General features: G+C 65.5%; 22 protein-coding genes. 9 read left to right on the forward strand and 13 right to left on the reverse strand.

Annotation, left to right across the window (positions count from 1 at the left end):
• The 6 genes from rsmH to RT424_RS00650 form a co-directional block, all read right to left on the reverse strand.
• A partial coding sequence (gene rsmH / locus RT424_RS00625; protein WP_313433715.1) for a 16S rRNA (cytosine(1402)-N(4))-methyltransferase RsmH occupies positions 1 to 938 on the reverse strand: 938 nt, incomplete at its 3' end.
• Complete coding sequence (locus RT424_RS00630; RefSeq protein WP_313433716.1) at positions 935 to 1,432, reverse strand: division/cell wall cluster transcriptional repressor MraZ; 498 nt, start codon at positions 1,430 to 1,432, stop codon at positions 935 to 937. The genes RT424_RS00630 and rsmH, both read right to left, overlap by 4 nt.
• A 318-nt stretch (positions 1,433 to 1,750) precedes the next feature.
• On the reverse strand, positions 1,751 to 2,620 hold the full coding sequence (locus RT424_RS00635) for an ABC transporter (RefSeq protein ID WP_313433717.1): 870 nt from the start codon (positions 2,618 to 2,620) through the stop codon (positions 1,751 to 1,753).
• Positions 2,589 to 2,960 (reverse strand): hypothetical protein, encoded by a 372-nt coding sequence (locus RT424_RS00640; protein ID WP_313433719.1) that lies wholly within the window; start codon positions 2,958 to 2,960, stop codon positions 2,589 to 2,591. The genes RT424_RS00635 and RT424_RS00640 overlap by 32 nt, the downstream gene beginning before the upstream one ends.
• Before the next feature lie 16 nt (positions 2,961 to 2,976).
• Positions 2,977 to 3,987: a cysteine synthase A gene (locus RT424_RS00645; RefSeq protein WP_313433721.1), complete on the reverse strand. Its 1,011-nt coding sequence runs from the start codon at positions 3,985 to 3,987 to the stop codon at positions 2,977 to 2,979.
• A 243-nt stretch (positions 3,988 to 4,230) separates the two neighbouring features.
• Entirely contained in the window at positions 4,231 to 4,548 is a 318-nt protein-coding gene (locus RT424_RS00650; RefSeq protein ID WP_313433722.1) for a 2Fe-2S iron-sulfur cluster-binding protein, read from the reverse strand.
• 105 nt (positions 4,549 to 4,653) lie between these two features.
• On the opposite strand from RT424_RS00650, the gene RT424_RS00655 reads away from it, so the two are divergent.
• The gene (locus RT424_RS00655) at positions 4,654 to 5,271 is read left to right on the forward strand and encodes a DNA-3-methyladenine glycosylase 2 family protein (RefSeq protein ID WP_313433723.1); all 618 of its coding nucleotides are present in this window, start codon (positions 4,654 to 4,656) and stop codon (positions 5,269 to 5,271) included.
• 141 nt (positions 5,272 to 5,412) lie between these two features.
• On the opposite strand, the gene RT424_RS00660 is transcribed toward RT424_RS00655, so the two are convergent.
• Both RT424_RS00660 and RT424_RS00665 read right to left on the reverse strand, forming a co-directional pair.
• The gene (locus RT424_RS00660) at positions 5,413 to 6,519 is read right to left on the reverse strand and encodes an acyltransferase (RefSeq protein WP_313433725.1); all 1,107 of its coding nucleotides are present in this window, start codon (positions 6,517 to 6,519) and stop codon (positions 5,413 to 5,415) included.
• A 13-nt stretch (positions 6,520 to 6,532) separates the two neighbouring features.
• Complete coding sequence (locus RT424_RS00665) at positions 6,533 to 6,832, reverse strand: 4a-hydroxytetrahydrobiopterin dehydratase (RefSeq protein ID WP_313433726.1); 300 nt, start codon at positions 6,830 to 6,832, stop codon at positions 6,533 to 6,535.
• Positions 6,833 to 6,897: 65 nt separating this feature from the next.
• Here RT424_RS00665 and ccmA point away from each other — a divergent pair, with 65 nt between their 5' ends.
• From ccmA to RT424_RS00690, 5 genes are all read left to right on the forward strand, one after another.
• Positions 6,898 to 7,479, forward strand: coding sequence for a heme ABC exporter ATP-binding protein CcmA (ccmA, locus tag RT424_RS00670; protein WP_313433728.1), 582 nt, complete (start codon positions 6,898 to 6,900; stop codon positions 7,477 to 7,479).
• Positions 7,476 to 8,135 carry a heme exporter protein CcmB gene (locus tag RT424_RS00675; RefSeq protein WP_313433730.1) on the forward strand — a complete coding sequence of 220 codons (660 nt, stop codon included), beginning with the start codon at positions 7,476 to 7,478 and terminating at the stop codon, positions 8,133 to 8,135. The genes ccmA and RT424_RS00675 overlap by 4 nt, the downstream gene beginning before the upstream one ends.
• Before the next feature lie 254 nt (positions 8,136 to 8,389).
• Positions 8,390 to 9,532, forward strand: a complete 1,143-nt coding sequence (locus RT424_RS00680) for a sulfotransferase (protein ID WP_313433732.1) — start codon at positions 8,390 to 8,392, stop codon at positions 9,530 to 9,532.
• 29 nt (positions 9,533 to 9,561) lie between these two features.
• On the forward strand, positions 9,562 to 10,185 hold the full coding sequence (locus RT424_RS00685; protein ID WP_313433733.1) for a carboxymuconolactone decarboxylase family protein: 624 nt from the start codon (positions 9,562 to 9,564) through the stop codon (positions 10,183 to 10,185).
• A 421-nt stretch (positions 10,186 to 10,606) separates the two neighbouring features.
• Positions 10,607 to 11,053 carry a hypothetical protein gene (locus RT424_RS00690; RefSeq protein WP_132261730.1) on the forward strand — a complete coding sequence of 149 codons (447 nt, stop codon included), beginning with the start codon at positions 10,607 to 10,609 and terminating at the stop codon, positions 11,051 to 11,053.
• 43 nt (positions 11,054 to 11,096) lie between these two features.
• On the opposite strand, the gene RT424_RS00695 is transcribed toward RT424_RS00690, so the two are convergent.
• The gene (locus RT424_RS00695) at positions 11,097 to 12,257 is read right to left on the reverse strand and encodes an isovaleryl-CoA dehydrogenase (protein WP_313433736.1); all 1,161 of its coding nucleotides are present in this window, start codon (positions 12,255 to 12,257) and stop codon (positions 11,097 to 11,099) included.
• A 164-nt stretch (positions 12,258 to 12,421) separates the two neighbouring features.
• On the opposite strand from RT424_RS00695, the gene RT424_RS00700 reads away from it, so the two are divergent.
• The 3 genes from RT424_RS00700 to RT424_RS00710 all read left to right on the forward strand — a co-directional run bounded on the left by RT424_RS00700 (position 12,422) and on the right by RT424_RS00710 (position 15,142).
• The gene (locus tag RT424_RS00700) at positions 12,422 to 13,327 is read left to right on the forward strand and encodes a LysR family transcriptional regulator (RefSeq protein ID WP_313433738.1); all 906 of its coding nucleotides are present in this window, start codon (positions 12,422 to 12,424) and stop codon (positions 13,325 to 13,327) included.
• 246 nt (positions 13,328 to 13,573) lie between these two features.
• The gene (locus tag RT424_RS00705; RefSeq protein WP_313433739.1) at positions 13,574 to 14,494 is read left to right on the forward strand and encodes a LysR family transcriptional regulator; all 921 of its coding nucleotides are present in this window, start codon (positions 13,574 to 13,576) and stop codon (positions 14,492 to 14,494) included.
• Positions 14,495 to 14,608: 114 nt separating this feature from the next.
• On the forward strand, positions 14,609 to 15,142 hold the full coding sequence (locus RT424_RS00710) for a phosphoribosyltransferase domain-containing protein (protein WP_313433740.1): 534 nt from the start codon (positions 14,609 to 14,611) through the stop codon (positions 15,140 to 15,142).
• 174 nt (positions 15,143 to 15,316) lie between these two features.
• On the opposite strand, the gene RT424_RS00715 is transcribed toward RT424_RS00710, so the two are convergent.
• The 4 genes from RT424_RS00715 to RT424_RS00730 are packed head-to-tail and all read right to left on the reverse strand — an operon-like array spanning position 15,317 to position 19,554.
• Positions 15,317 to 15,850: a DUF4269 domain-containing protein gene (locus tag RT424_RS00715; protein WP_313433929.1), complete on the reverse strand. Its 534-nt coding sequence runs from the start codon at positions 15,848 to 15,850 to the stop codon at positions 15,317 to 15,319.
• Complete coding sequence (locus RT424_RS00720; protein ID WP_313433742.1) at positions 15,847 to 16,863, reverse strand: adenosine deaminase; 1,017 nt, start codon at positions 16,861 to 16,863, stop codon at positions 15,847 to 15,849. The genes RT424_RS00715 and RT424_RS00720 overlap by 4 nt, the downstream gene beginning before the upstream one ends.
• The gene (gene guaD, locus RT424_RS00725; RefSeq protein ID WP_313433744.1) at positions 16,860 to 18,146 is read right to left on the reverse strand and encodes a guanine deaminase; all 1,287 of its coding nucleotides are present in this window, start codon (positions 18,144 to 18,146) and stop codon (positions 16,860 to 16,862) included. The genes RT424_RS00720 and guaD overlap by 4 nt, the downstream gene beginning before the upstream one ends.
• A 49-nt stretch (positions 18,147 to 18,195) precedes the next feature.
• Complete coding sequence (locus tag RT424_RS00730) at positions 18,196 to 19,554, reverse strand: NCS2 family permease (RefSeq protein ID WP_313433746.1); 1,359 nt, start codon at positions 19,552 to 19,554, stop codon at positions 18,196 to 18,198.
• Positions 19,555 to 19,639: the final 85 nt, after the last annotated feature.

Below are 19,639 nucleotides of genomic sequence, written 5' to 3' on the forward strand. Positions count from 1 at the left end.
GATCGGGAACGAGGATTGGCGGCAAGTTCCGCCTCCCCCGGCCGCACGGCCTTGGCCACCTGATCGAACGTCGCCTGCGGGCCGGAGCCGACTTGCGGCAAGTGCCGCGAGATGGTCTGGGCCTGGCCGGCGGCGTCGCGCAGGAAGCGCTTCACCTTGCGGTCCTCGAGACTGTGGAAGGTCACCACCGCTAGCCGCCCCCCGGCGCTCAGCACGGTTTCAGCCCCTTCCATCCCGGCATCGAGTTCGTCCAGCTCTCCGTTCACGTGGATACGGATCGCCTGGAAGCTGCGCGTCGCCGGATCCTTCGGCGCGGAAGCTCCCTTGTAATTGGCATTGTACCCCAAGGCCTTGCGGACCACGCGGGCGAGTTCGCCGGTCGTCTCGATCGGCCGCGCCGCCACGATCGCGCGCGCCACGCGGCGCGACTGGCGCTCTTCGCCGTAGAGATAGAGCACGTCGGCGATCTGGGCCTCATCGGCCTCGTTCACGAAGTCGGCAGCGGACATCCCGGCCTGGCTCATGCGCATGTCGAGCGGACCATCGGCGCCGAAAGCGAAGCCGCGCTCCGCCTGATCGAGCTGCATCGAGGAGACACCGATATCCATGACGACGCCGTCCACGCTCGTGACTCCGGCTTCTTCCAGGCCCGCGACCATTTCGGAGAAGCGACGCGCGTGCAACACGAGGCGGGGCGGATTGGCATCGAGTTCCGGCCATTTCGCGCGGTTATCCACGATTGCAGCGATGGCGTCGGGATCGCGGTCGAAAGCATGGACGGTCGCGCCGGCATCCAGCAGGCGGCGGGTATAGCCGCCCGCGCCCAGGGTGCCGTCGACGATGACGTCGCCGCCCTGGGGGTTCAGGGCGGCGACGACCTCCTCAAGGAGCACCGGAACGTGGGGAACACCCTCGGGTATGGTGCGAGAGGCGCTCATTTCTTCGACGCTTTCTGAAGTTCCTTGGCGGCAAGGCTGCGGCAGGCGGTCTGCGCCGCCTTCCAGCCTTCGTCCATTTCGTTGAGGTTTTCCGGGCTCCACACCGTGAAGAAGCGGCCGTTGCCGCGGAAGTAGAGCTGGTCGGTGACATTGGCGAGGGCGGACAGATCCTCGGGCAGGACGAAGCGCCCGCTGCCGTCGAACGGCACTTCGTAGGAAGCGTAGATATCCGCCGCGCGCTTTTCCGCGTCGAAATCCTTACCCGCGCGAACGGCCATTTCCTGCTGTTCGCGGATTTCCTGCTCGAAGTCCTGGATGCGCGAGAGACCGAAGCCGACAAGGCAGGGCCAGCGGTCATGGGTGGTCAGGCAGAGCAGGTCCTTGCCGCTCGATTCGCGCACGGTGCCGCGAAATGCATTGGGCAGCACGAAACGGTTCTTGTCGCGTAGCAGCGAGAAGCCCTGTCCGTTGTAGATGAATGGCTGCCCAGCCATGATGTCCCTGTTTCGCCCCTTGGCTCGCCTCTCGGGCATGACGAGGCCCTACCCCACCGCACGGTCGCGCGATTGGGCCCGCACCCTGAGCACAGGGCACGACGAGACTCAGCCATTCCGATTGACATTGCTTTTATAACGGGAAATTCGGGGATTAAAGGGAAATGTGGGGATCAACGGGAATTAATCGGCGGATTTCTTCGGATTTTAGACACGGGTCATCCCACGGGCCGTCATGGTAACAGCCATTAAACTCTGAAAATACTTGATATCTATGGATTTTCCCTGAGCTGAAGCGCGCGCCTGCGTATTCCCCGCTCAATCCCCACTTTCGGCACGAGCGATCAGCGCCGCCAGGGCTTTCCGCCGCTGGGCAAGCATATCGGGATCATCGCCCTCTTCCAGGATGGACGCATCGGAAACCGCAAGAACCCGACCCTTTTCCACCCGACAGCGAGCGATGAGACCCTCAGCCTCCAGCTGGCAGATGCCCGGCGCGTCCCCGACTTTCCCCTTGATCCCGGATTTTCCCGTGGACGCTTCGCGGCCCCGCTTCTCCCCACTCTCCCCGAAATTCCCCAGGACGCGGAAACGTCCGGTAAAGTTCACCGGGATCGCACCAAGCGTGGTTTCGACCATATGCTCGCCGGAGGGCTGCACTTCGTCGAACTCCAGGCGCAATCCCCAGCGGGTAAGAATCGGCGAGAGCAGCACGGTGTCCTGCGGTCGACGCGGATCACCCAGGGCGTAAGCGGTCGGTGCGGTGAGCATCGGGTCGGCAAAAAGCAGGACCCTGCCGCCCTCTCGCACCCAACGATCCAGCGCCACGTTTTCCTGCGGGCCAAGCGGGCGCGGCTGGGCGAGCACCAGCAGCGCATCGCGGGGTAGCGGCAGACTGCCGTCCCCATCCGCCAGCGAATCCAGCGGAATCACCGGTCCCGCCGACGAGAGCGCGGCCAAGGCCCAGTGCTGCGGCCGTTCGGAAGCAAGCAGCTCGCGAATGTCGCCGCTCTCACTCCAGACGATCGGCAGACTGGTATAGAGGCCGATCGCACGACCGGAGCGAGGCGCCGCCGGGTCGCCGCAGGCAGCAAGGGCCAAGGCACCCGCCAGCACGAGGAGCATGACGATGCTGCGCAGCGTGCCTTCCGGCGACTTACTGAACCGCAGTACCGCTCGTTTCGACATCGGTGGCTTCAGGCGTCGGCGCGGGCGTTGGGCTGGGATCGGCTGCCGGCACCACGCCGATATCGGCAAGCGGATCGCTCGCCGTCTTTTTCGGCTTCGCGTCCACGGCGACGACCTGCTGGATCGGATCGGTGGTGTCGATCAGGCGGGTGCGATCGTTGATGATGTTCGCCAGCCCGACGATCAGCAGCATGGCGCAGAGGCCGAAAAGCCCCACCTGCAAGCGATGCACGGCCTGAGAGCGCAGTTCGCGCGCCGTCGGCGGCACGAAGTGCTGCGGTGCTGTGATCGGCTCGACCATCGTGGCCCCGACCAGAGTAGGCGGAATGTGTCCTGCCATCGACGGACCGTTTACCTCAGGATTGCAGCCATGGGAAGACGGGCAGGTTCTTCGACTTCAACCATTCCGGATTGTAGAGCGACGAAAGGTAGCGGAAGCCGGTGTCGCACAGGATCGTCGCCACGCGCGCATCGCCCCGGCCTTCCGCGACCAGCTTGCGGCCGAGCGCGACCGCCCCGGCCACGTTGATGCCCGATGACAGGCCGAGGCAGAGCCCTTCTTCCGTCAGCAGTCGGCGCACCCATTCGAGGCCTTCCTCGTCGGAGATGCGAAACTGGGTATCGATCGGCGCGCCTTCGAGATTGGCGGTAATCCGGCCCTGCCCGATACCTTCGGCAACCGAGCTGCCCTCGGCCTTGAGTTCGCCGTGCGCATAGTAGTTGTAAAGCGCGGCGCCATGCGGGTCGGTCAACGCGACGGCGATATTCTCGTCGAACGCCTTGAGGCCCAGCCCCGTGCCCGCGATCGTGCCGCCGGTGCCGGCCGCGCAAGTGAAGCCGTCGATGCGGCCTTCCATCTGCTGCCAGATTTCCGGCGCGGTGCTTTCGATGTGCGCCTTGCGGTTGGCGATATTGTCGAACTGGTTGGCCCAGATCGCGCCCGGCGTCTCCTCGGCCAGGCGGCGCGAGGTATGGACGAAGTGTCCGGGATTGGAGAACGGCGCTGCCGGGACGAGCACCAGCTCGGCGCCGAGCGCTCGCAGCGTATCCATCTTCTCGCGCGATTGGGTCTCGGGCATGACGATGATCGTCTTGTAGCCCAGCGCGTTGGCCACAAGCGCGATGCCGATGCCGGTATTGCCCGCCGTCCCCTCGACGATGGTGCCACCGGGCTGGAGCAGCCCCTTCGCCTCGGCATCCCGCACGATCCAGAGCGCCGCGCGGTCCTTCACCGAAGCGCCCGGATTCGCGAATTCGCACTTGCCCCAAATCTCGCAGGCCGCCGCTTCGCTCGGTCCCTTGAGGAGGACGAGCGGGGTGTTTCCGATGAGATCGAGAGTGGAGCGCTGGGGGATGGGTGCAGTCATGGCCGCACAGGTAGGAAGTGAATGGGAAAGGCGCAAATGTTTTGCGCGATTATCTGCCGAAAGCGAATTCTCCCCGCTTCCGGCACAGCCCCACCGTCGTCCCGGACCTGATCCGGGACCGCTGGCAGTTCTTGAGGCGATAGCTTGCGCGAGAGCGCCCTGCCATGGGGTGGGCGGTTCATAGCCAGCGGTCCCGGATCAAGTCCGGGACGGCGCCAGATCGCTAAGCCTTAGGCGCGACTCTCAGTCTTCCTGCGCGATAGTAACCTTGCAGCCTTCGAGCGCCGCAGTGATCGGAACCTGGCACGACAGGCGCGAGAATTCGTTGCGATGATCGGAACTGTCGAGCAGATCGTTCTCGTCTTCGCTCATCGCCGGCAGCTTGTCGGCGAAAGCGGGATCGATGTGGACATGGCAGGTTGCGCAGGAGCAGCAGCCGCCGCAGAGGGCCAGCAGTTCGTCGAAGCCGCTGTCGCGGATCGTTTCCATCAGGGTGCGGCCTTCGGCGGCCTCTACAGTGGATTCTTCGCCCGATTGATTGATGACGATGATCTGCGGCATTCTCGTCGATCCTCTTTTGATATTGCATGTATCATAACATGCGTGTTTCGGCCTTTGAGGCCGGCTGCTAATGACTGCAACCCGCTTTTGCAAGGTAATCGACGAATGGGCTTGAGCGCTGACGCACTGAAACTGGGACTGGACGCAATTGCAGCGAAAGAGCCCGCCGTCGCCCGCGCGCTCGATGCGGCCGGCTACCCCGAGCCGCGCCTGCGGCCGAGCGGCTATGCCACCCTGCTGAGGACGATCGTGGGCCAGCAGGTCTCGGTGGCGGCGGCGGCTTCGGTATGGAAACGCCTCGAAGACCTGCTGGGCGAGGGCATCGCGCCCGAAACCCTGCTGGCTGCGGAGTTCGACGCGCTTCGCGGCTGCGGCCTGTCACGCCAGAAACAGGGCTATGCGCGCAGCCTCTGCGAACTGGTGGTCGCCGGGGCGCTGGATTTCGACAACCTGCCTCACGACGACGAGGAAGCCATCGCCCAGCTGGTACGGATCAAGGGGATCGGCAGATGGTCCGCGGAAATCTACCTGCTTTTCGCGGAAGGCCGGGCCGACATCTGGCCTGCGGGCGACCTCGCCGTTCAGGCCGGGCTACACAAGATCCTGGGTCTGGCGGAACGCCCGAGCGAGAAGGAAACGCGCGCATTGGCCGAGGACTGGCGCCCCTATCGCGGCGCCGCCGCGATCTTCACTTGGCACTGCTACAACAATCCCGCGCTTTAGGGTGCGTGGGGATTCAGCTCATGCGGGCCTGCGAACGGCGGCCTTTCGCGCTTCCGGTGCTCACGTACCGAAAGTACGCTGCGCTCCGGGTCACGAAAGTCCACCATTCTCGGCTCCACCTGAGCTGAATCCCCACGCACCCTAGGCTGGCGCCATCCCGACAGGCGTTTCCAGGAAACGGGCCTCCATCCACCGGCGCAGACGCGGCGACTGGCGCTCCGTCAGGATCGATATCCCCGCGCAGGTCAGCACGATGAGCGCGATCAATGCCGCGAAAACCGGCAGGCTGCGGCCGGCCTCCAGCCCCCAGGACCGCAGGAGCTGGATAAGGGGCCAGTGGAACAGGTAGAGCGTGAAGGAGAAACCGGCGAGCGTCCGTGCTGCCTCGCCGCATCGCAGGATCGGGCCCTCCCACCGGCTCGCCACCGGGCGCAGGGCCACCAGCGCCAGCGTCATCACGATGCCCATGAACACGTCGGAAAGCGCCCATTGCGACCACTCGGCATCGCCCGGCCACCAGGCCTTCAGCAGCGGATTGAGCACATCGTGATCGACGCGGAACAGGGCAAGCGCCATCAAGAGCGCGCCAAGGGCCACGGGCGGCGCGGCGCCGAGCGGAAGACGACGCGCGACCGGCGCATGGGTCAGGGCCACGCCGAAAAGCCACACCGGCATCAGCAGCAGGATCGCCCCGCCCGCCGCCACGCAGCCCATGGCCACGGCGACGACGCGCGACCAGCCGCGCAGGAAGAAGGCCAGCGCAAAGATCGCGTAGTACCAGACCTCATAGCAGAGCGACCAGTAGGGCGGGTTCCAGACCGGCCCCGCCACGCCGGGCCAGGCGCTGATGAACGTCAGCGGCGCCAGGAGTTGCCTGGTCACGGCCAGCGCGTCTTCCGGGCTGTTGTCCATGCGCACCGGGCTCGGCCCCGCCAGCAGGTAGGCGGCAAGCGTGCTGAACACCAGCGAGGGGATCGCGACCGGCAGGATGCGGGACAGACGCGCCACCGCATAGCGCGGCAGGCTGGACCGACCGCCCAGCACCGAAGTGCTGATGACCAGCCCGGACAGCACGAAGAACACGATCACGCAGTAGTGCTGCATCCGCACGCCGAACGGAAACCAGCCGTGATAAAGTCCCAGTTGGACCGCGTGTCCCACGGCCACCAGCAGCGCCGCGCCGAAGCGCACGAAATCCAGCACGACCGACAGCGGACGCGTGAGAAAAGGTTCTTCGTGCTGCTTCACCGCAGCGCCCCTGTCAGGCCCGGGGCGCCAGGGCGTCTATGAAGCGCGCCATCTCCACATCGCGGCGGCTGAGCCCGCCTGCGTCATGCGTGGTCAGCGTGATCTCCACGCGATTGTAGACATTGAACCATTCGGGATGGTGATCGACCTTGTCCGCTTGGATCGCCACGCGCGTCATGAAGCCGAACGCCTCGTTGAAATCCTTGAATTTCAGCTTGCGCGAGAGAGCAAGGCCATCTTCCGCCAGTTCCCAGGCAGGCAGCGCAGGCAGCGCTTCGTCGCGTTCGGCATCGGTAAGGCGGGCAATCGACATCGGCGACTCCGTGTGGGACGCGGCCAGCTTGGCACTCGTGGCCCTTTCCACTATCGCCTCACGCCATGCAAGGGGCCTCCATCGCCATCGACGATCTCGCCTGCCGGCGCGGCGACAGGCTGCTGTTCCGTGGGCTCTCGCTGCGGCTGAAGGCGGGCGAGGCGCTACGGGTTTCCGGCCACAACGGCATCGGCAAGTCCAGCCTGCTGCGAATCGTCGCCGGGCTTGCTCCTGCTTTCGCGGGAACCGTGGTCACGGAAGGCGCGATCGGCCTGGTCGACGAACGTCCCGCGCTCGACCCGGCGGTGACGCTGGGCGCCGCCCTGGCCTTCTGGCAGCGGCTCGATGGCGGCATCCGCGAAAGGCACGTCGACCGGCTGGGCCTGAACGACTTGCTGGACGTTCCGGTCCGCTATCTTTCGACCGGGCAGAAGAAACGCGCCGCCCTCGCCCGCCTGCTCGGCCAGGACGCGCGGATATGGCTGCTCGACGAACCGCTCAACGGGCTGGACAGCCACGCCACGGCGCTTGCCGAGACGCTGGCGGCCGAGCACTGCGCCGAAGGCGGCATCGCCCTGATCGCCTCGCACCAGCCCTTCGCCCTGCCGGGAATGCGGGTGCTGGCACTTGCGGACCACGCGGCATGAGCGGCGCTTTCGGGCCGCTGCTCAAGCGCGACCTTGCCCGCCTGCTGATGGGCGGACGGGGGGGCGGGGCACTGTTGCCGATCCTGTTCTTCCTCTCGGTAGCGATGCTCTATCCCTTCGCGGTCGGGCCCGACGCCCCGCTGCTCGCGCGAACCGGCGGCGGCGTGATCTGGGTGGCCGCGCTGCTCGCCGCGATCCTGCCGCTCGACCACCTCGTCGAACCCGACATCGAGACGGGCCTGTTCGACCAGTGGGCCTTGCGCGGCATTTCCGAGGAACTGGTGCTCGCCGTGCGGGTTCTGGCCCACTGGCTCAGCTTCGGGCCGCCGCTCATGCTGGCGACTCTGCCCGCCGCCGCTCTGCTCGGGCTGGAGAGGCACACGCTGATCACGGTGGAAATCGGGCTCCTGGCGGGAACCCCCGGCCTCGCCGCGCTGGGGGTGACGGTGGCGGCGCTGACGGCGGGGTTGCGCGGCGGGGCAGCGCTGGCGGGCCTGCTGGTCATTCCGATGGCCGTGCCGGTGCTCGTATTCGGCGCCGGAAGCCTCGGCAGCGGGGGCGAAAGCGGACTGGCGCTTACCGCTGCGGCAAGCCTGATCCTGCTTGCCATCGCCCCTTTCGCAGGGGGCGCGGCGGTCCGCGCGGCGAGAGGGTGAACTCCCGAGATTCCGGGCAGAGTACGTCGTCCCGGACCTGATCCGGGACCGCTGGCCGGGAACAGCCCAACCCTCGGCAGGGCGCGGACCGGAAAGGTTGCGCCTAAAGAACTGACAGCGGTCCCGGATCAAGTCCGGGACGACGGTCTGAGCAACGGCCCCTTCATCGCCACGGCGGTTGGCGCAGCCGCACCCCACCTCGCATAGTGCCAACCCGATCCGGCCGGAAACGAGCCGGACGCCGGGAGAGCGTCATGCAGGGTTATCGCCAACTGATCGACCGAGCCAGAAACGAGACCGGCCTCGACGACTTCGGCCGTGATTCGTTTCGGGAAGGCCTCGAAATCCTGGTCGATTCGCTCAGGCGAGAGGCGCGCCTCAATGCGCTGGGCGAGAGCGCGCTGGCGGAACGGATCGTCCTGCATCTCAGGCAAAGGCTGGAAATCGAGGACTGGTACAGACGCCATCCGGAGATCGCGGAGGAGGAAATCCGCCAGCCGCTGTTCGGCGTCAGCCTGCCACGCACCGGCTCTTCCGCACTCTCCTTCCTGCTCGCGAGCGATCCGGCGATCCGCTACCTCCGCGTCTGGGAGAGCAGCCGCCCCTGCCCGCCGCCCGGCACGGTTGACGGGCCCGATCCGCGCCGGGGCGTCTCGGCCAGCAGCGCCGACGAAAGCCTCAAGGGTGGACATCGTACCCCAACCGGGATCGACGGTGCGATGGAGTGCCAGGATCTCATGGCGCTCGATTTCAAAAGCCAGATCTTCCAGGCCTTCGCCCAGGTTCCCCGCTATTCCGACTGGCTGCTCCAGGCCGACCTGACGGAGACCTACGCCTACCAGAAGCGCGTGCTGAAACTGCTTCAATGGCGCCAGCCGGCCCGGCCCTGGCGGCTGAAGGCGCCAAGCCACATGCTTTATCTGGACGCGCTGGTTTCCGCGTTTCCCGACGCCCGCTTCGTGATGACGCACCGCGATCCCAGCGAGGTGATCCTGTCGGTCGCCACCGTCTATGCCGACATCGTCGGCAAGTTCACCGACAGCATCGACCATGCCTATCTCGGCGACCTCAACCTGCGCACCTGGTCCGAGGCGATGCGCCGCGCCATCGCCTTCCGCGATGCGGGGAACGACCATCGGTTCCACGATATCCACTTCCGCGCCATGCACCGCGATCCGCTGGCGCAGGTTCGCGAACTCTATGCCTGGCTCGGCGAGCCGGTCTCTCCCGAATTCGCACGAACGATGGCCGAATGGTGGGCCGCAAACGAGGGCGGCGAGCGGCTGGCCAAGCCGGATCCCGCCCGGTTCGGCCTCGATCTGGCAGAAGTGCGGGGGATGTTCGGGGAATATCTGGCCCGCATGGAGCGCTGGGCGCCGTCCAGCGAAGCCGCATGACCCATTTACAGAAAAGCAGGTGATGACAGATGAGCGAAATAACCAGCGGCCCGGTGCAGTTCGACGCCGCTGCGCGAGAAGCGCAGACGATTGCGGGGGGCCCGCGCTATGCGCCGCTGCGCCTCGATGAAGTGAGCCCCGAGGGTCAGGAACAGGTGGATGCGATTCGCGCCGCTTTCCAGATTCCCGAGAGCCGCCCCTTCCCCGATGTCAGCCTTATCACCCTGCGTCATCCCGGCATGTTCAAGGGCCAGATGGTGCTGGGTATCGAGCTGGCGGCGAAGGGAGCGATTCCCGGCCGCGAACGGGAATTAATGATCCTGCGCCTGGCGCTTCTGGCAAGGGCGCCATTCGAATGGTGCGAACATGTGGATATCGGCAAGGTCTTCGGCATCGGCAGCGAAGAGATCGATCGGGTTATCGCGGGTTCTTCCGCTCCTGGCTGGAGCGATCACGAATCGGCCATGCTGCGCGCAGTAGAGGAACTCGTGGCGGATCACTGCATCAGCGATTCGACCTGGGATATCCTGGCGCGCACTTGGGATGAGAAGCAGATGCTCGAGGTTCCCATGTTGGTCGGCGCCTATCTGATGACGGCGATGCAGCAGAATTCCCTGAAAATTCAACCGAAGGGCAGCTTCGATTATCGCTGACCCAGATCTGTGCGATTCGCCCGATGACATGCGCGGCGATTCGCCGGACTGAAGTCCGCTGATTCGAATCCGAATCGAAAAGCCGCCGCCCCACGGGACCGGCGGCTTTTTGCCGTCCGGATATCACCCGTTTTCCTGCACGTTTCATCGGCGCGAGCCGCCGCACCGCCTGTGGAAAAAGCGGGCAAAAGCCGCGGATAACTGCGGCATAACTGGCGGAAATGCGGGGGAAAAAGTGGGCCGGGGCGGTTTCTCGCGCATAGCGTGAAATCGCCCCGGCCCAGTCGACAGGAAGGGCAGGACGGCGCCCCATGACAAGCGCCGGCCCTAGGTCCTTGGTGCAGACTTGACGGGCAAGACAAGCTGCGTAGACATAGCTAATGATAATCATTCTCAAATACAAGCCCATGGAGAACCAGGCATGTATCAGTACGTCGATCGCCCGCTGAATTCGCTCGACGAGGGCTGCCGTTTCCTCGTCTGGTCCATGCGCGCCTGGGTCACGACGCTGGCACGCCGGCAGTGCCCCGCCCAGGCTCTGGCACCCGCTTTCGCCAAGTGGCGGATGATCGGTGGCCTGCAACCTTTCCACCGCGCCATGCTGCTGTTCAACCGCGATGCGCTCGAGACTTTCGCCTTCTGCCCGATGGCATGCAGCCACGTATCGGAGCACGAAGCGGTGATCCTCGAGCTCATCACCTCGCTGCGCGATCGCGGCCCGCAGCAGACCCGCGCCACGCTCGAACTGGTGGTCTCGGAAGACAGCGTGGGCGACGTGCTGGAGACGCTTTCCAAGCTGGGCGCGGCGATGGCGATCGCGGGAATTTTTCCCGGCGAGCCTGTCGAAGCAAAGAACCAGCGGCACTGAAAGATAAGCAGGGTCCGGGGGTAACCCCGGAACCCTCTTTCTCTCAGGCTCCGATCAGTTCGCGCCCGATCAGCATCCGCCGGATCTCGTTCGTGCCCGCGCCGATATCCAGCAGCTTGGCATCGCGCAGATAGCGCTCGACCGGCCAGTCCCTGGTGTAACCGGCGCCGCCCAGCGCCTGTACGGCCTCTCCGGCGACGCGGAAGGCATTCTCGCTGGCCAGCAGGATCGCGCCCGCCGCGTCGAAGCGGGTCGTGCGCCCGGCATCGCAAGCCCGCGCCACCGCATAGACATAGGCGCGGGCGGATTGCAGCGCCACGTACATGTCCGCCACTTTGGCCTGGATGAGCTGGAACGTGCCGATCGCCGCGCCGAACTGGCGACGCTCGCGCACATAGGGAATCACGGTATCGAGGCAGGCCTGCATGATGCCGATCTGGAGCCCGGCCAGCACCACCCGCTCGTAGTCCAGCCCGCTCATCAGCACTTTCACGCCGCCGTTGAGCGGCCCCATCATGTTCTCCTCAGGCACGAAGCAATCGTCGAACACGAGTTCGCAGGTCGGCGAACCGCGCATGCCCATCTTGTCGATCTTCTGGCCGATCGAGAATCCCGGCATTTCCTTTTCGACCAGAAAGGCCGTGATGCCCTTCGAGCCGGCCTCGGCATCGGTCCGGGCATAGACCACCAGCACGTCCGCATAGGCGCCGTTGGTGATCCAGAACTTGGTGCCGTTCAGGCGGAAGCCGCCGGGCACTGGCTCGGCCCGCAACTTCATGCCGACGACATCGGAACCGGCCCCCGCCTCCGACATGGCAAGGCTGCCCACATGTTCGCCTGAAATCAGCCCCGGCAGATACTTGTCCTTCTGCGCGGCACTGCCCCAGCGCCGGATCTGGTTGACGCAGAGATTGGAATGGGCGCCGTAGGATAGTCCCACCGATGCCGAAGCCCGGCTGACCTCCTCCACTGCGATGACGTGTTCGAGGTAGCCCAGCCCGATGCCGCCCCATTCCTCTTCCACGGTGATCCCGTGCAGGCCGAGATCGCCCATCGCCGGCCAGAGTTCGCGCGGGAACCAGTCTTCCGCGTCCACTTTTGCGGCGATCGGGGCGATCTGTTCGTCGGCGAACCGCGCGACGCTTTCTCGGATCATCTCGGCCGATTCGCCCAGCGCGAAGTCGAAGTCGGGGGTTGCCTTCATGCCCTTGCTCCCATTCTCTGTTGAACCGGCCCGCGCTTTTCACCGGGCCGATTTTCACCAGGACGACAGCCGCTGTCCGGCCGTCCGTTCTTGATCCGCAAGGTAGTGCCCGCGTGTTCTCCAAACAAATTGAAACTTCCATCGCTATTGGATAAATTTTTCCAATGATAAAGCGCGCGCATGTCCGCCACTTCCTGGCCGTGGCCGATTCCGGGAGCTTCAAGCAGGCGGCGGCGCGGCTGCATGTCACCCAGCCCACGGTGTCCACCAGCATCGGCGAACTGGAGCGCCTGGTGGGTTCGCCGCTGTTCGTCCGCGATCGTCGCCATGTGCGGCTGACCGAAACCGGCGGCGCCTTCCTGCCCATCGCGCGTGACCTGGAAGCAGTTTTCCGCCGCGCCGACCAGTTCGGACGGCCGATGCTCGAGCAATGGCCCGGCCTGAAGCTGGGTGTGATCCCGACGGTTTCCGGGCCGATGCTGGAACGGATCGCTCATGAACTGGCGCGGGATTTCGGGATCGAATTGGTGGAGGGGCCTGACCGGGACTTGCGCGGGCAACTGGCGAGCGGGAAGATCCAGCTAGCGTTCACCTTGCTCGACGAGGATGAGACAGGCGACCGTGTCCATCCCCTGCTGGATGAGCCTTACGTCCTGGTCATGCCGGAGAGCCACCGCTTCGCAAAGGTTGCCGAAGTCGCGCCGCAGGACATCGCTGGCGATATCATGATCGCGCGGCGCTCCTGCGAGGTGCTGCAAAAAACCAGCCGGTTCTTCACGGACGCCGGCGTGCGGCCTCGTTTTGCCTTGCGAAGCGAGAACGAGGACCGCTGCATGCGCATGGTATCGGCCGGGCTGGGGATTACGGTGGCGCCGCTGTCGCTGGCTCCGGCGGGAACGGCAACGGCCGATATCGTCGGATATGGACTGCGCCGCCGGCTGGGTCTCGTTCGGGGCCCGGCCTTTCCGGAGGAAACGGCGGAACGACTGACGGCGACGCTGGAGATCGTCACCGCCAGCCTTCCCTCCCTGGCCCTTCGATCCGGGCCTGTCCCTCAAAACCTGCCCTGAACCTCAACCTTTTCCGCGAGTGGGGGCGCCCTTGCACAGGGTGTCCCTTTTTACTCCCGATGCAGGAAGTGCGCCCCCAACCGCCGCGCGGTCACGCGCCGGTCCGGCCCCGTTGGGAGGAGAGGCCGGACCGGCACGGTCGCGCGTTTCGGTGTTGCCGTATGGGTAAAGAGATGACAGGTAACGATCAAACGCAATGAATATGACACAGCGTTGCAAAAATTAGCGCAGGTGGAATGATCCGAAATGCCCGCATTTTCGCGTTTCCTTCGTTATTTCATGGCGGTCGGCCGCCTCGGCTCGATCCGCAAGGCGGCCGACGAGCTTAACGTCTCCGCCTCCGCGATCGACCGGCAGATCCTCAACGTCGAGGCGGAACTCGGGCTGCCGCTGTTCGAACGCCTGCCCACCGGACTGCGGCTCACCGCGGCGGGCGAGATGATGATGGCTTCCGGCGTCCAATGGCAGCGGGGGATGACAAGCCTTCGCGGCCGGATGGAGGACTTGCGAGGGCTCAAGCGCGGCCATGTCGATATCGCCGTGATCGACGCGCTGGCGACGGGCCATGTGCCCGCCGCGCTCCACGCGATCCAGGAGCGCTATCCCGGCATAACCCTGGGGGTGAAAGTGCTGGGGAACGATGCCGTTCGCCGCGCGGTGACCGATGGGGAAGTGGATTTCGGCATCCTGTTCGAGCCGCAATCCTATCGCGATCTCTCCGTGCGCGCCTTCACCGAAGTGGTGCTGGGCTTCGTCACGCCGCCCGATCATCCGCTGGCCCGCCTGCAAGAGACGCGCTTCTCGCGTTGCGTCGGAGAGCCGATGATCGTTCCGGCCAGACCGCTGGCCGGCTATCAGCAGATCGCCGTGCTGGAAGGCGCGACGGGCATTTCGCTCGACCGCAGGGTGAGCTCCGACAATATCCGGATGATCACCTCGCTGATCCTGCAAGGCGCCGGCGTGGGCGTGCTGACTTCGCTGGACGTGCAGACCGAGGTGCAGCGCGGCATCCTGGCCTTCACCCGCATTTCCGATTCGCTGCTGAGACCGATGACCCTCGCGCTCTGCACCGCTTCGGCGCGCACGCCGTCCCACGCCGCCGCGCTCCTGCTGGGCGAGTTCGAGACCGGCTTCCCTGCACTTGGTCATTCCGCTTCAACGACTTAGCCGATATCCTGATACAATCAGGCCGGATCGGCGCATTCCCACGATTGCGGATTTCGCAAGAACGCGGTAACCGGGGCAGCTTCCTCCCCAGATTGCCGTCAGGATATGCTGCAAATGAGTGAAGCTTCCGAGCCTCAGCTCCACTTTCTCGAATACTACGAAGATTTCCTCGCCAAAGTGCGCCAGCTTTCGCGGCAGGTGCAGCAGGCGACGTGGAAGCCGGATTTCATCATCGGCCTCGGTCGCGGTGGACTGGTCCCGGCGGTCTATATCTCGCACCAGCTATCGCTGCCGATGCTGTCGATCGATCATTCGTCGAAGATCCCCGGCTTTGCGGACGAACTTCTGGCGAAAGTCGCCGCGATGAGCGCCGAAGGCACCCGCATGCTGTTCGTGGACGACATCAATGATACCGGCGGCACCATCGCATATATCCGCGACCAGCTTACCGAGAGCGGCTGCAACCATGGTAACTTGCGGTTCGCGGTGGTGATCAACAACAGAAGCTCCAAGGTCGAGGTCGACGTCTGGGCCGATGTGATCGACCGCGCGGAGGACAAGCGCTGGTTCGTGTTCCCGTGGGAGTCGGTCGGCACCCGCGACAGCATCGTCGAGGAGGCCCTTTCGGTGCCCGAGCGGCTGGCTTGAAGTAAGGGAAGAAGCAGGGGAGCATAGCCCCCCTGCACCCCCAGGAATGTCGACGTCACGCGGACCAACCGCGTCGTGCGCCCATGGCGGCGTCGGGAGACATCTTGGCTGCGCCGCAGGGAGCGCGCATTGGATCGGACGCGCACAAAGTCGACATTCCGAGGGTCTGGGGGATCATCCCCCAGGACTTCCTTTCACCTTCAAGACATCCAACAACCCAGCATCATCCAGGTCTTCCAGGTCGAGCATCGCTCGATAGGGACCACCCTCCAGCCCAAGCACCTGCGCGAAGGCGGGCTCCGTCTTGGCGCCTTGCCGCCGCACGGTCATGACGGCCTCGCGCAAATCCTCGCCGCCCAACCGGAGCAGGCGCTTTTCTACCCAGAAATGCCGCCAACCATGCTGCTCCCGCACCGGCCGCGCCTGCCCGAATATCTCGAACGGAACGCCCGCCACGCGGAACGTCGCGATCACCGGACGATCTGCCCTCTTCCATTGCCACATCGCAAAATGGTCGAAGTCCCCACGCCCTTCCCACAAGGCAGCGGCAAACGCATCGGCATCGGGAGCATGGCACAGCACGTCGATATCGCTGCCGGGAACCGCGAGGCCCAGCGGAAACGTCCCGGCGACATGCGGATCGAAACAGGCGAGCCGCCGAAGAACGCCGCTGGCGTCCAGTGCCGCGCGCCAGTCCGGCCCGCTCAGCGATGCGTCTCCAGATAGGCATCCAGGCGATCGAGATGATCCGCCACGGCCTGTGCGGGAAGGAAGGAGCCGGTGAAGCTGTTTCGCGCCAAAGTCCCAAGTGCATCCCGGCTCAGGTTCCGCGCCGAGGCGATGGCGCGATAGTTGTCCGCTACGTACCCCCCGAAATAGGCCGGATCGTCGGAGTTGATGGTTGCCTTGAGGCCGTGCGCCAGCATGGCGTCGATGGGATGATCGGCCAGGTCTTCCACCACGCAGAGCTTGTGGTTCGAAAGCGGGCAGACGGTCAGCGTCATTTCCTCGCGCACCAGCCGCTCGACGAGCGCGGGATCTTCCAACGCACGGTTGCCGTGGTCGATCCGGTGGACGCCGAGGAGGTCGAGCGCCTGGTGGACGTATTCCGGCGGGCCTTCCTCTCCGGCATGGGCGGTGATGCGCAGGCCCTTCTCGCGCGCGGCGGCGAAGACGCGGGCGAATTTCTCCGGCGGATGGCCCACTTCGGACGAATCCAGTCCCACCGCCGCGATCCGGTCCAGCCAGGGCTCGGCATCCTCCAGGGTGGCGAAGGCGGCCTCTTCCGGAAGGTGGCGCAGGAACGACAGGATCAGGCTGCTCGAAATACCGTGCTCCGCCTGTGCGACCTCCATTGCGGAAAGCAGGCCTTCGATCACTTCGGAGAACGGCACACCGCGATCGGTATGGGTCTGGGGATCGAACATGAGTTCGGCATGGACCACGCCGTCCGCCGCCGCCCGCGCGAAATAGGCCGCCGCAAGGTCGTGAAAGTCCTGACGCTTCAGCAACACGTTCGCGCCCGCGTAGTAGATGTCCAGGAAGTCCTGGAGACTGGAGAAATCGTAGGCCGCGCGCACGTCTTCCACGGTGGCGAAGGGGATCGAAACGCCGTTGCGCGCCGCCAGTGCGAACATGAGTTCCGGCTCCAGGCTGCCCTCGATGTGAAGATGAAGCTCGGCTTTGGGGAGCCCGGCGATGAAGGTGTCGAGGTCGGTCATTTCATGTCCCTGTTCCAGGCGCAGCGGCCCAGCAGATAAGTACGCGCCACGGCGCGGTCGTCCCCCAGCACCTGCAACGCAAAGAGGCGTTCCGCAAGATCGGCGTGGCGCGTCCGGCGCGCGAGCAGTGGCGTGGCCTGTGGATCGAGCACCAGGAAGTCGGCCTCCTGCCCCGGTTCCAGGCCACCCACGCGGTCGCCGATATGCAGCAGGTCGGCGCTGCCGGCAGTCGCCAGCCAGAGTGCGCGGAAGGGGTCCAGGGTAGTCCCCTTCGCCTGTGCCGCCTGATAGGCAAGACCCTGGGTATGGAGCAGCGAGAACGTGGTCCCCGCTCCGATGTCGGTGCCCAGGCCCAGGCGCAGGCCGTGCCGCTCCGCCTGCGCGAAATCGAACCAACCGGAGCCGAGAAACAGGTTGGAACTGGGGCACACCGCAACGCCCGCCCCGCTCTGCCCGAGACGACCGCAGGCACGATCGGGCAGGTGGATTCCATGCGCGAAGATCGATCGCTTGGTCACGAGGCCGAAGCGGTCGTAGACGTCGAGGTAGTCCCTCGCCTCGGGGAAGCGCGCCGCCACTTCCGCGCATTCGCGCAGGTTCTCGGCAAGGTGGGTGTGCATCAGGACATCGGGATGTTCGGCCAGCAACGCGCCCGCATCCGCCAGTTGCGCATCCGAGGATGCCAGCGCGAAACGGGGCGTGATCGCGTAGCCGAGCCGTCCTACACCGCGCCAGCGCCGCATCAGCGCCTCGCTCTCCGCACGGCCGGACGCCACCGTGTCGTTCAGGCCTTGCGGCCCCAGGTCCATCAACACCTTCCCGGAGATCACCCGCATGTCCCGTGCCGATGCCGCCTCGAATAGCGCATCGACCGACTGGGGGTGGACCGTGGGGTAGACGAGCGCGCTGGTGGTGCCGTTGCGCAGCAGTTCGTCCAGGAAGAACGCGGCGACCGCGTCGGCATGGGCCTTGTCCACGAAGGCCTTTTCGGCAGGGAAGATGTGCCGCTCCAGCCAGTCGAGAAGCTGCTCTCCGTGAGCGGCGATGCGGTCGGTCTGCGGATAGTGGACGTGGGCATCGACGAAGCCGGGCACGACGAGCCCCGGCAGCGTTTCCACCGGAACCTGCGCGTATCGCCCGGCCAGTTCGGCATAAGGCCCCCGTGCCGCGACCACGCCGTCCTCGACCACCAGCAACCCGTCGGGTTCATGCCGCACGGCCTCGGGATCATTACCGGGATCACGGGAAATGGAGAGGATTTCGGCGCGGAAGGCTTGGATCATCCACGTACCTTAAGGGGATGCCGATGCGAAGGCGAGTGTCCGGCGCCGCTCAGCCTCCGGCCAGCCAGGCGAAGCGGGCGACGAAGATCAGCGCCAGCACCAGCAGGAACCAGTCCTTCCGCGTGATCGTACCGCGCACCAGCTTGAGCAGGGCATGGGCGGTGATGCCGAAGGCAAGCCCGTTGGCGATCGAGAAGGTGAAGGGGATCATCGCCACGGTCAGGAAGGCCGGGATAGCGGCCAGCGGGTCTTCCCACTGCACTTCGGCCAGCGGCAGCAGCATGAGGCCGCCGACCACGATCAGCGCCGGAGCCGTGGCCGCGAGCGGAATGACCTGGGCGTAAGGGGCGACGAACAGCGTGGCGAGGAACAGCAGGCCAGTCACCACCGCGGTCAGCCCGGTGCGACCGCCCGCCTGCACCCCCGCCGCGCTTTCCACATAGCTGGTGACCGTGCTCGTCCCCGCCATGGAGCCGACGATGGTGGCGGCGGCATCCGTCACCAGGATGCGGTTGAGACGGGGGATACTGCCTTGCGCGTCGATCAATCCGGCGCGCTTGGTCACCGCGACGAGAGTGCCGATATTGTCGAACAGGTCGACGAACAGGAACACGAAGAGGATCTCGAACAGTCCCAGCCCATGGCTGCCCGAAAGGCCGAACACGCCCGCAAGGTCCAGCTTGAAGGCGGTGCCGGTCAACGCGTCCAGCGAATAGGGTTCCGGATGCACCGACACCAGGCCGAAGAGCCATCCCAGCGCGGTCGTGGCGAGAATGCCGATCAGCATCGCGCCGCGCACGTTCCATACGGAGAGCCCGCCGATCAGCACCAGCCCGAACAGCGCCAGCGCTGCGCTCGGCGCCTTCAGGTTGCCGAGGCCGACGATGGTCGCCGGGTCGGCCACGACGATGCCCGCGCTCTTCAGTCCCACGAAGCCGATGAACAGGCCGATGCCGCCTGCCACGGCCGCAAACAGATATTGCGGTATCGACGAGATGATCAACTGGCGCACGCCGGTGAGGGTCAACGCCAGGAATGCCACGCCGGACAGGAACACACAGCCCAGCGCCACCGGCCAGGGAACGCCCATCTGCTGAACGACGGTGAAGCTGAAATAGGCGTTGAGCCCCATGCCCGGCGCCAGCGCGAGCGGGACATTGGCTACGAGGCCCATCAGGATCGAGGCGAAGGCGGCCGCGAAACAGGTGGCCGCCGCCACCGATGCCACCGGCATGCCCGCCGCGCCGAGGATCGCCGGGTTGACCAGCACGATATAGGCCATCGTCAGGAACGTTGTCGTGCCCGCCAGCACTTCGGTGCGGACATCGGTGGCGCGTGCGCTCAGGGCGAAGCGGCGTTCCAGAAAGCCTGGGCGGGACGCATCGGCAGACGGACTTTCAGCTTGCATCGGTCGGCCGCCCTTTCGTTCCCGCGCGGCAATCCGGCGCAAAGACCATCATGCCCAAGCGCGAGGGGCCGGACAAGTCGCCGGT

This window comes from Novosphingobium sp. (assembly GCF_032093395.1).
GTDB lineage: Bacteria > Pseudomonadota > Alphaproteobacteria > Sphingomonadales > Sphingomonadaceae > Novosphingobium.

What these genes read in the sequence shown, in the direction of transcription:
- RT424_RS00680 (WP_313433732.1), top strand. Translation starts at nt 8,390, where the DNA reads ATGCAGGGTTATCGCCAACTGATCGACCGAGCCAGAAACGAGACCGGC.
- ccmA (WP_313433728.1), top strand. Translation starts at nt 6,898, where the DNA reads ATGCAAGGGGCCTCCATCGCCATCGACGATCTCGCCTGCCGGCGCGGC.
- RT424_RS00710 (WP_313433740.1), top strand. Translation starts at nt 14,609, where the DNA reads ATGAGTGAAGCTTCCGAGCCTCAGCTCCACTTTCTCGAATACTACGAA.
- RT424_RS00705 (WP_313433739.1), top strand. Translation starts at nt 13,574, where the DNA reads ATGCCCGCATTTTCGCGTTTCCTTCGTTATTTCATGGCGGTCGGCCGC.
- RT424_RS00635 (WP_313433717.1), bottom strand. Translation starts at nt 2,620, where the DNA reads ATGTCGAAACGAGCGGTACTGCGGTTCAGTAAGTCGCCGGAAGGCACG.
- RT424_RS00685 (WP_313433733.1), top strand. Translation starts at nt 9,562, where the DNA reads ATGAGCGAAATAACCAGCGGCCCGGTGCAGTTCGACGCCGCTGCGCGA.
- RT424_RS00630 (WP_313433716.1), bottom strand. Translation starts at nt 1,432, where the DNA reads ATGGCTGGGCAGCCATTCATCTACAACGGACAGGGCTTCTCGCTGCTA.
- RT424_RS00675 (WP_313433730.1), top strand. Translation starts at nt 7,476, where the DNA reads ATGAGCGGCGCTTTCGGGCCGCTGCTCAAGCGCGACCTTGCCCGCCTG.
- RT424_RS00700 (WP_313433738.1), top strand. Translation starts at nt 12,422, where the DNA reads ATGATAAAGCGCGCGCATGTCCGCCACTTCCTGGCCGTGGCCGATTCC.
- RT424_RS00655 (WP_313433723.1), top strand. Translation starts at nt 4,654, where the DNA reads ATGGGCTTGAGCGCTGACGCACTGAAACTGGGACTGGACGCAATTGCA.
- RT424_RS00645 (WP_313433721.1), bottom strand. Translation starts at nt 3,987, where the DNA reads ATGACTGCACCCATCCCCCAGCGCTCCACTCTCGATCTCATCGGAAAC.
- RT424_RS00650 (WP_313433722.1), bottom strand. Translation starts at nt 4,548, where the DNA reads ATGCCGCAGATCATCGTCATCAATCAATCGGGCGAAGAATCCACTGTA.
- RT424_RS00695 (WP_313433736.1), bottom strand. Translation starts at nt 12,257, where the DNA reads ATGAAGGCAACCCCCGACTTCGACTTCGCGCTGGGCGAATCGGCCGAG.
- RT424_RS00690 (WP_132261730.1), top strand. Translation starts at nt 10,607, where the DNA reads ATGTATCAGTACGTCGATCGCCCGCTGAATTCGCTCGACGAGGGCTGC.
- RT424_RS00640 (WP_313433719.1), bottom strand. Translation starts at nt 2,960, where the DNA reads ATGGCAGGACACATTCCGCCTACTCTGGTCGGGGCCACGATGGTCGAG.
- guaD (WP_313433744.1), bottom strand. Translation starts at nt 18,146, where the DNA reads ATGATCCAAGCCTTCCGCGCCGAAATCCTCTCCATTTCCCGTGATCCC.
- RT424_RS00665 (WP_313433726.1), bottom strand. Translation starts at nt 6,832, where the DNA reads ATGTCGATTGCCCGCCTTACCGATGCCGAACGCGACGAAGCGCTGCCT.
- RT424_RS00730 (WP_313433746.1), bottom strand. Translation starts at nt 19,554, where the DNA reads ATGCAAGCTGAAAGTCCGTCTGCCGATGCGTCCCGCCCAGGCTTTCTG.
- RT424_RS00720 (WP_313433742.1), bottom strand. Translation starts at nt 16,863, where the DNA reads ATGACCGACCTCGACACCTTCATCGCCGGGCTCCCCAAAGCCGAGCTT.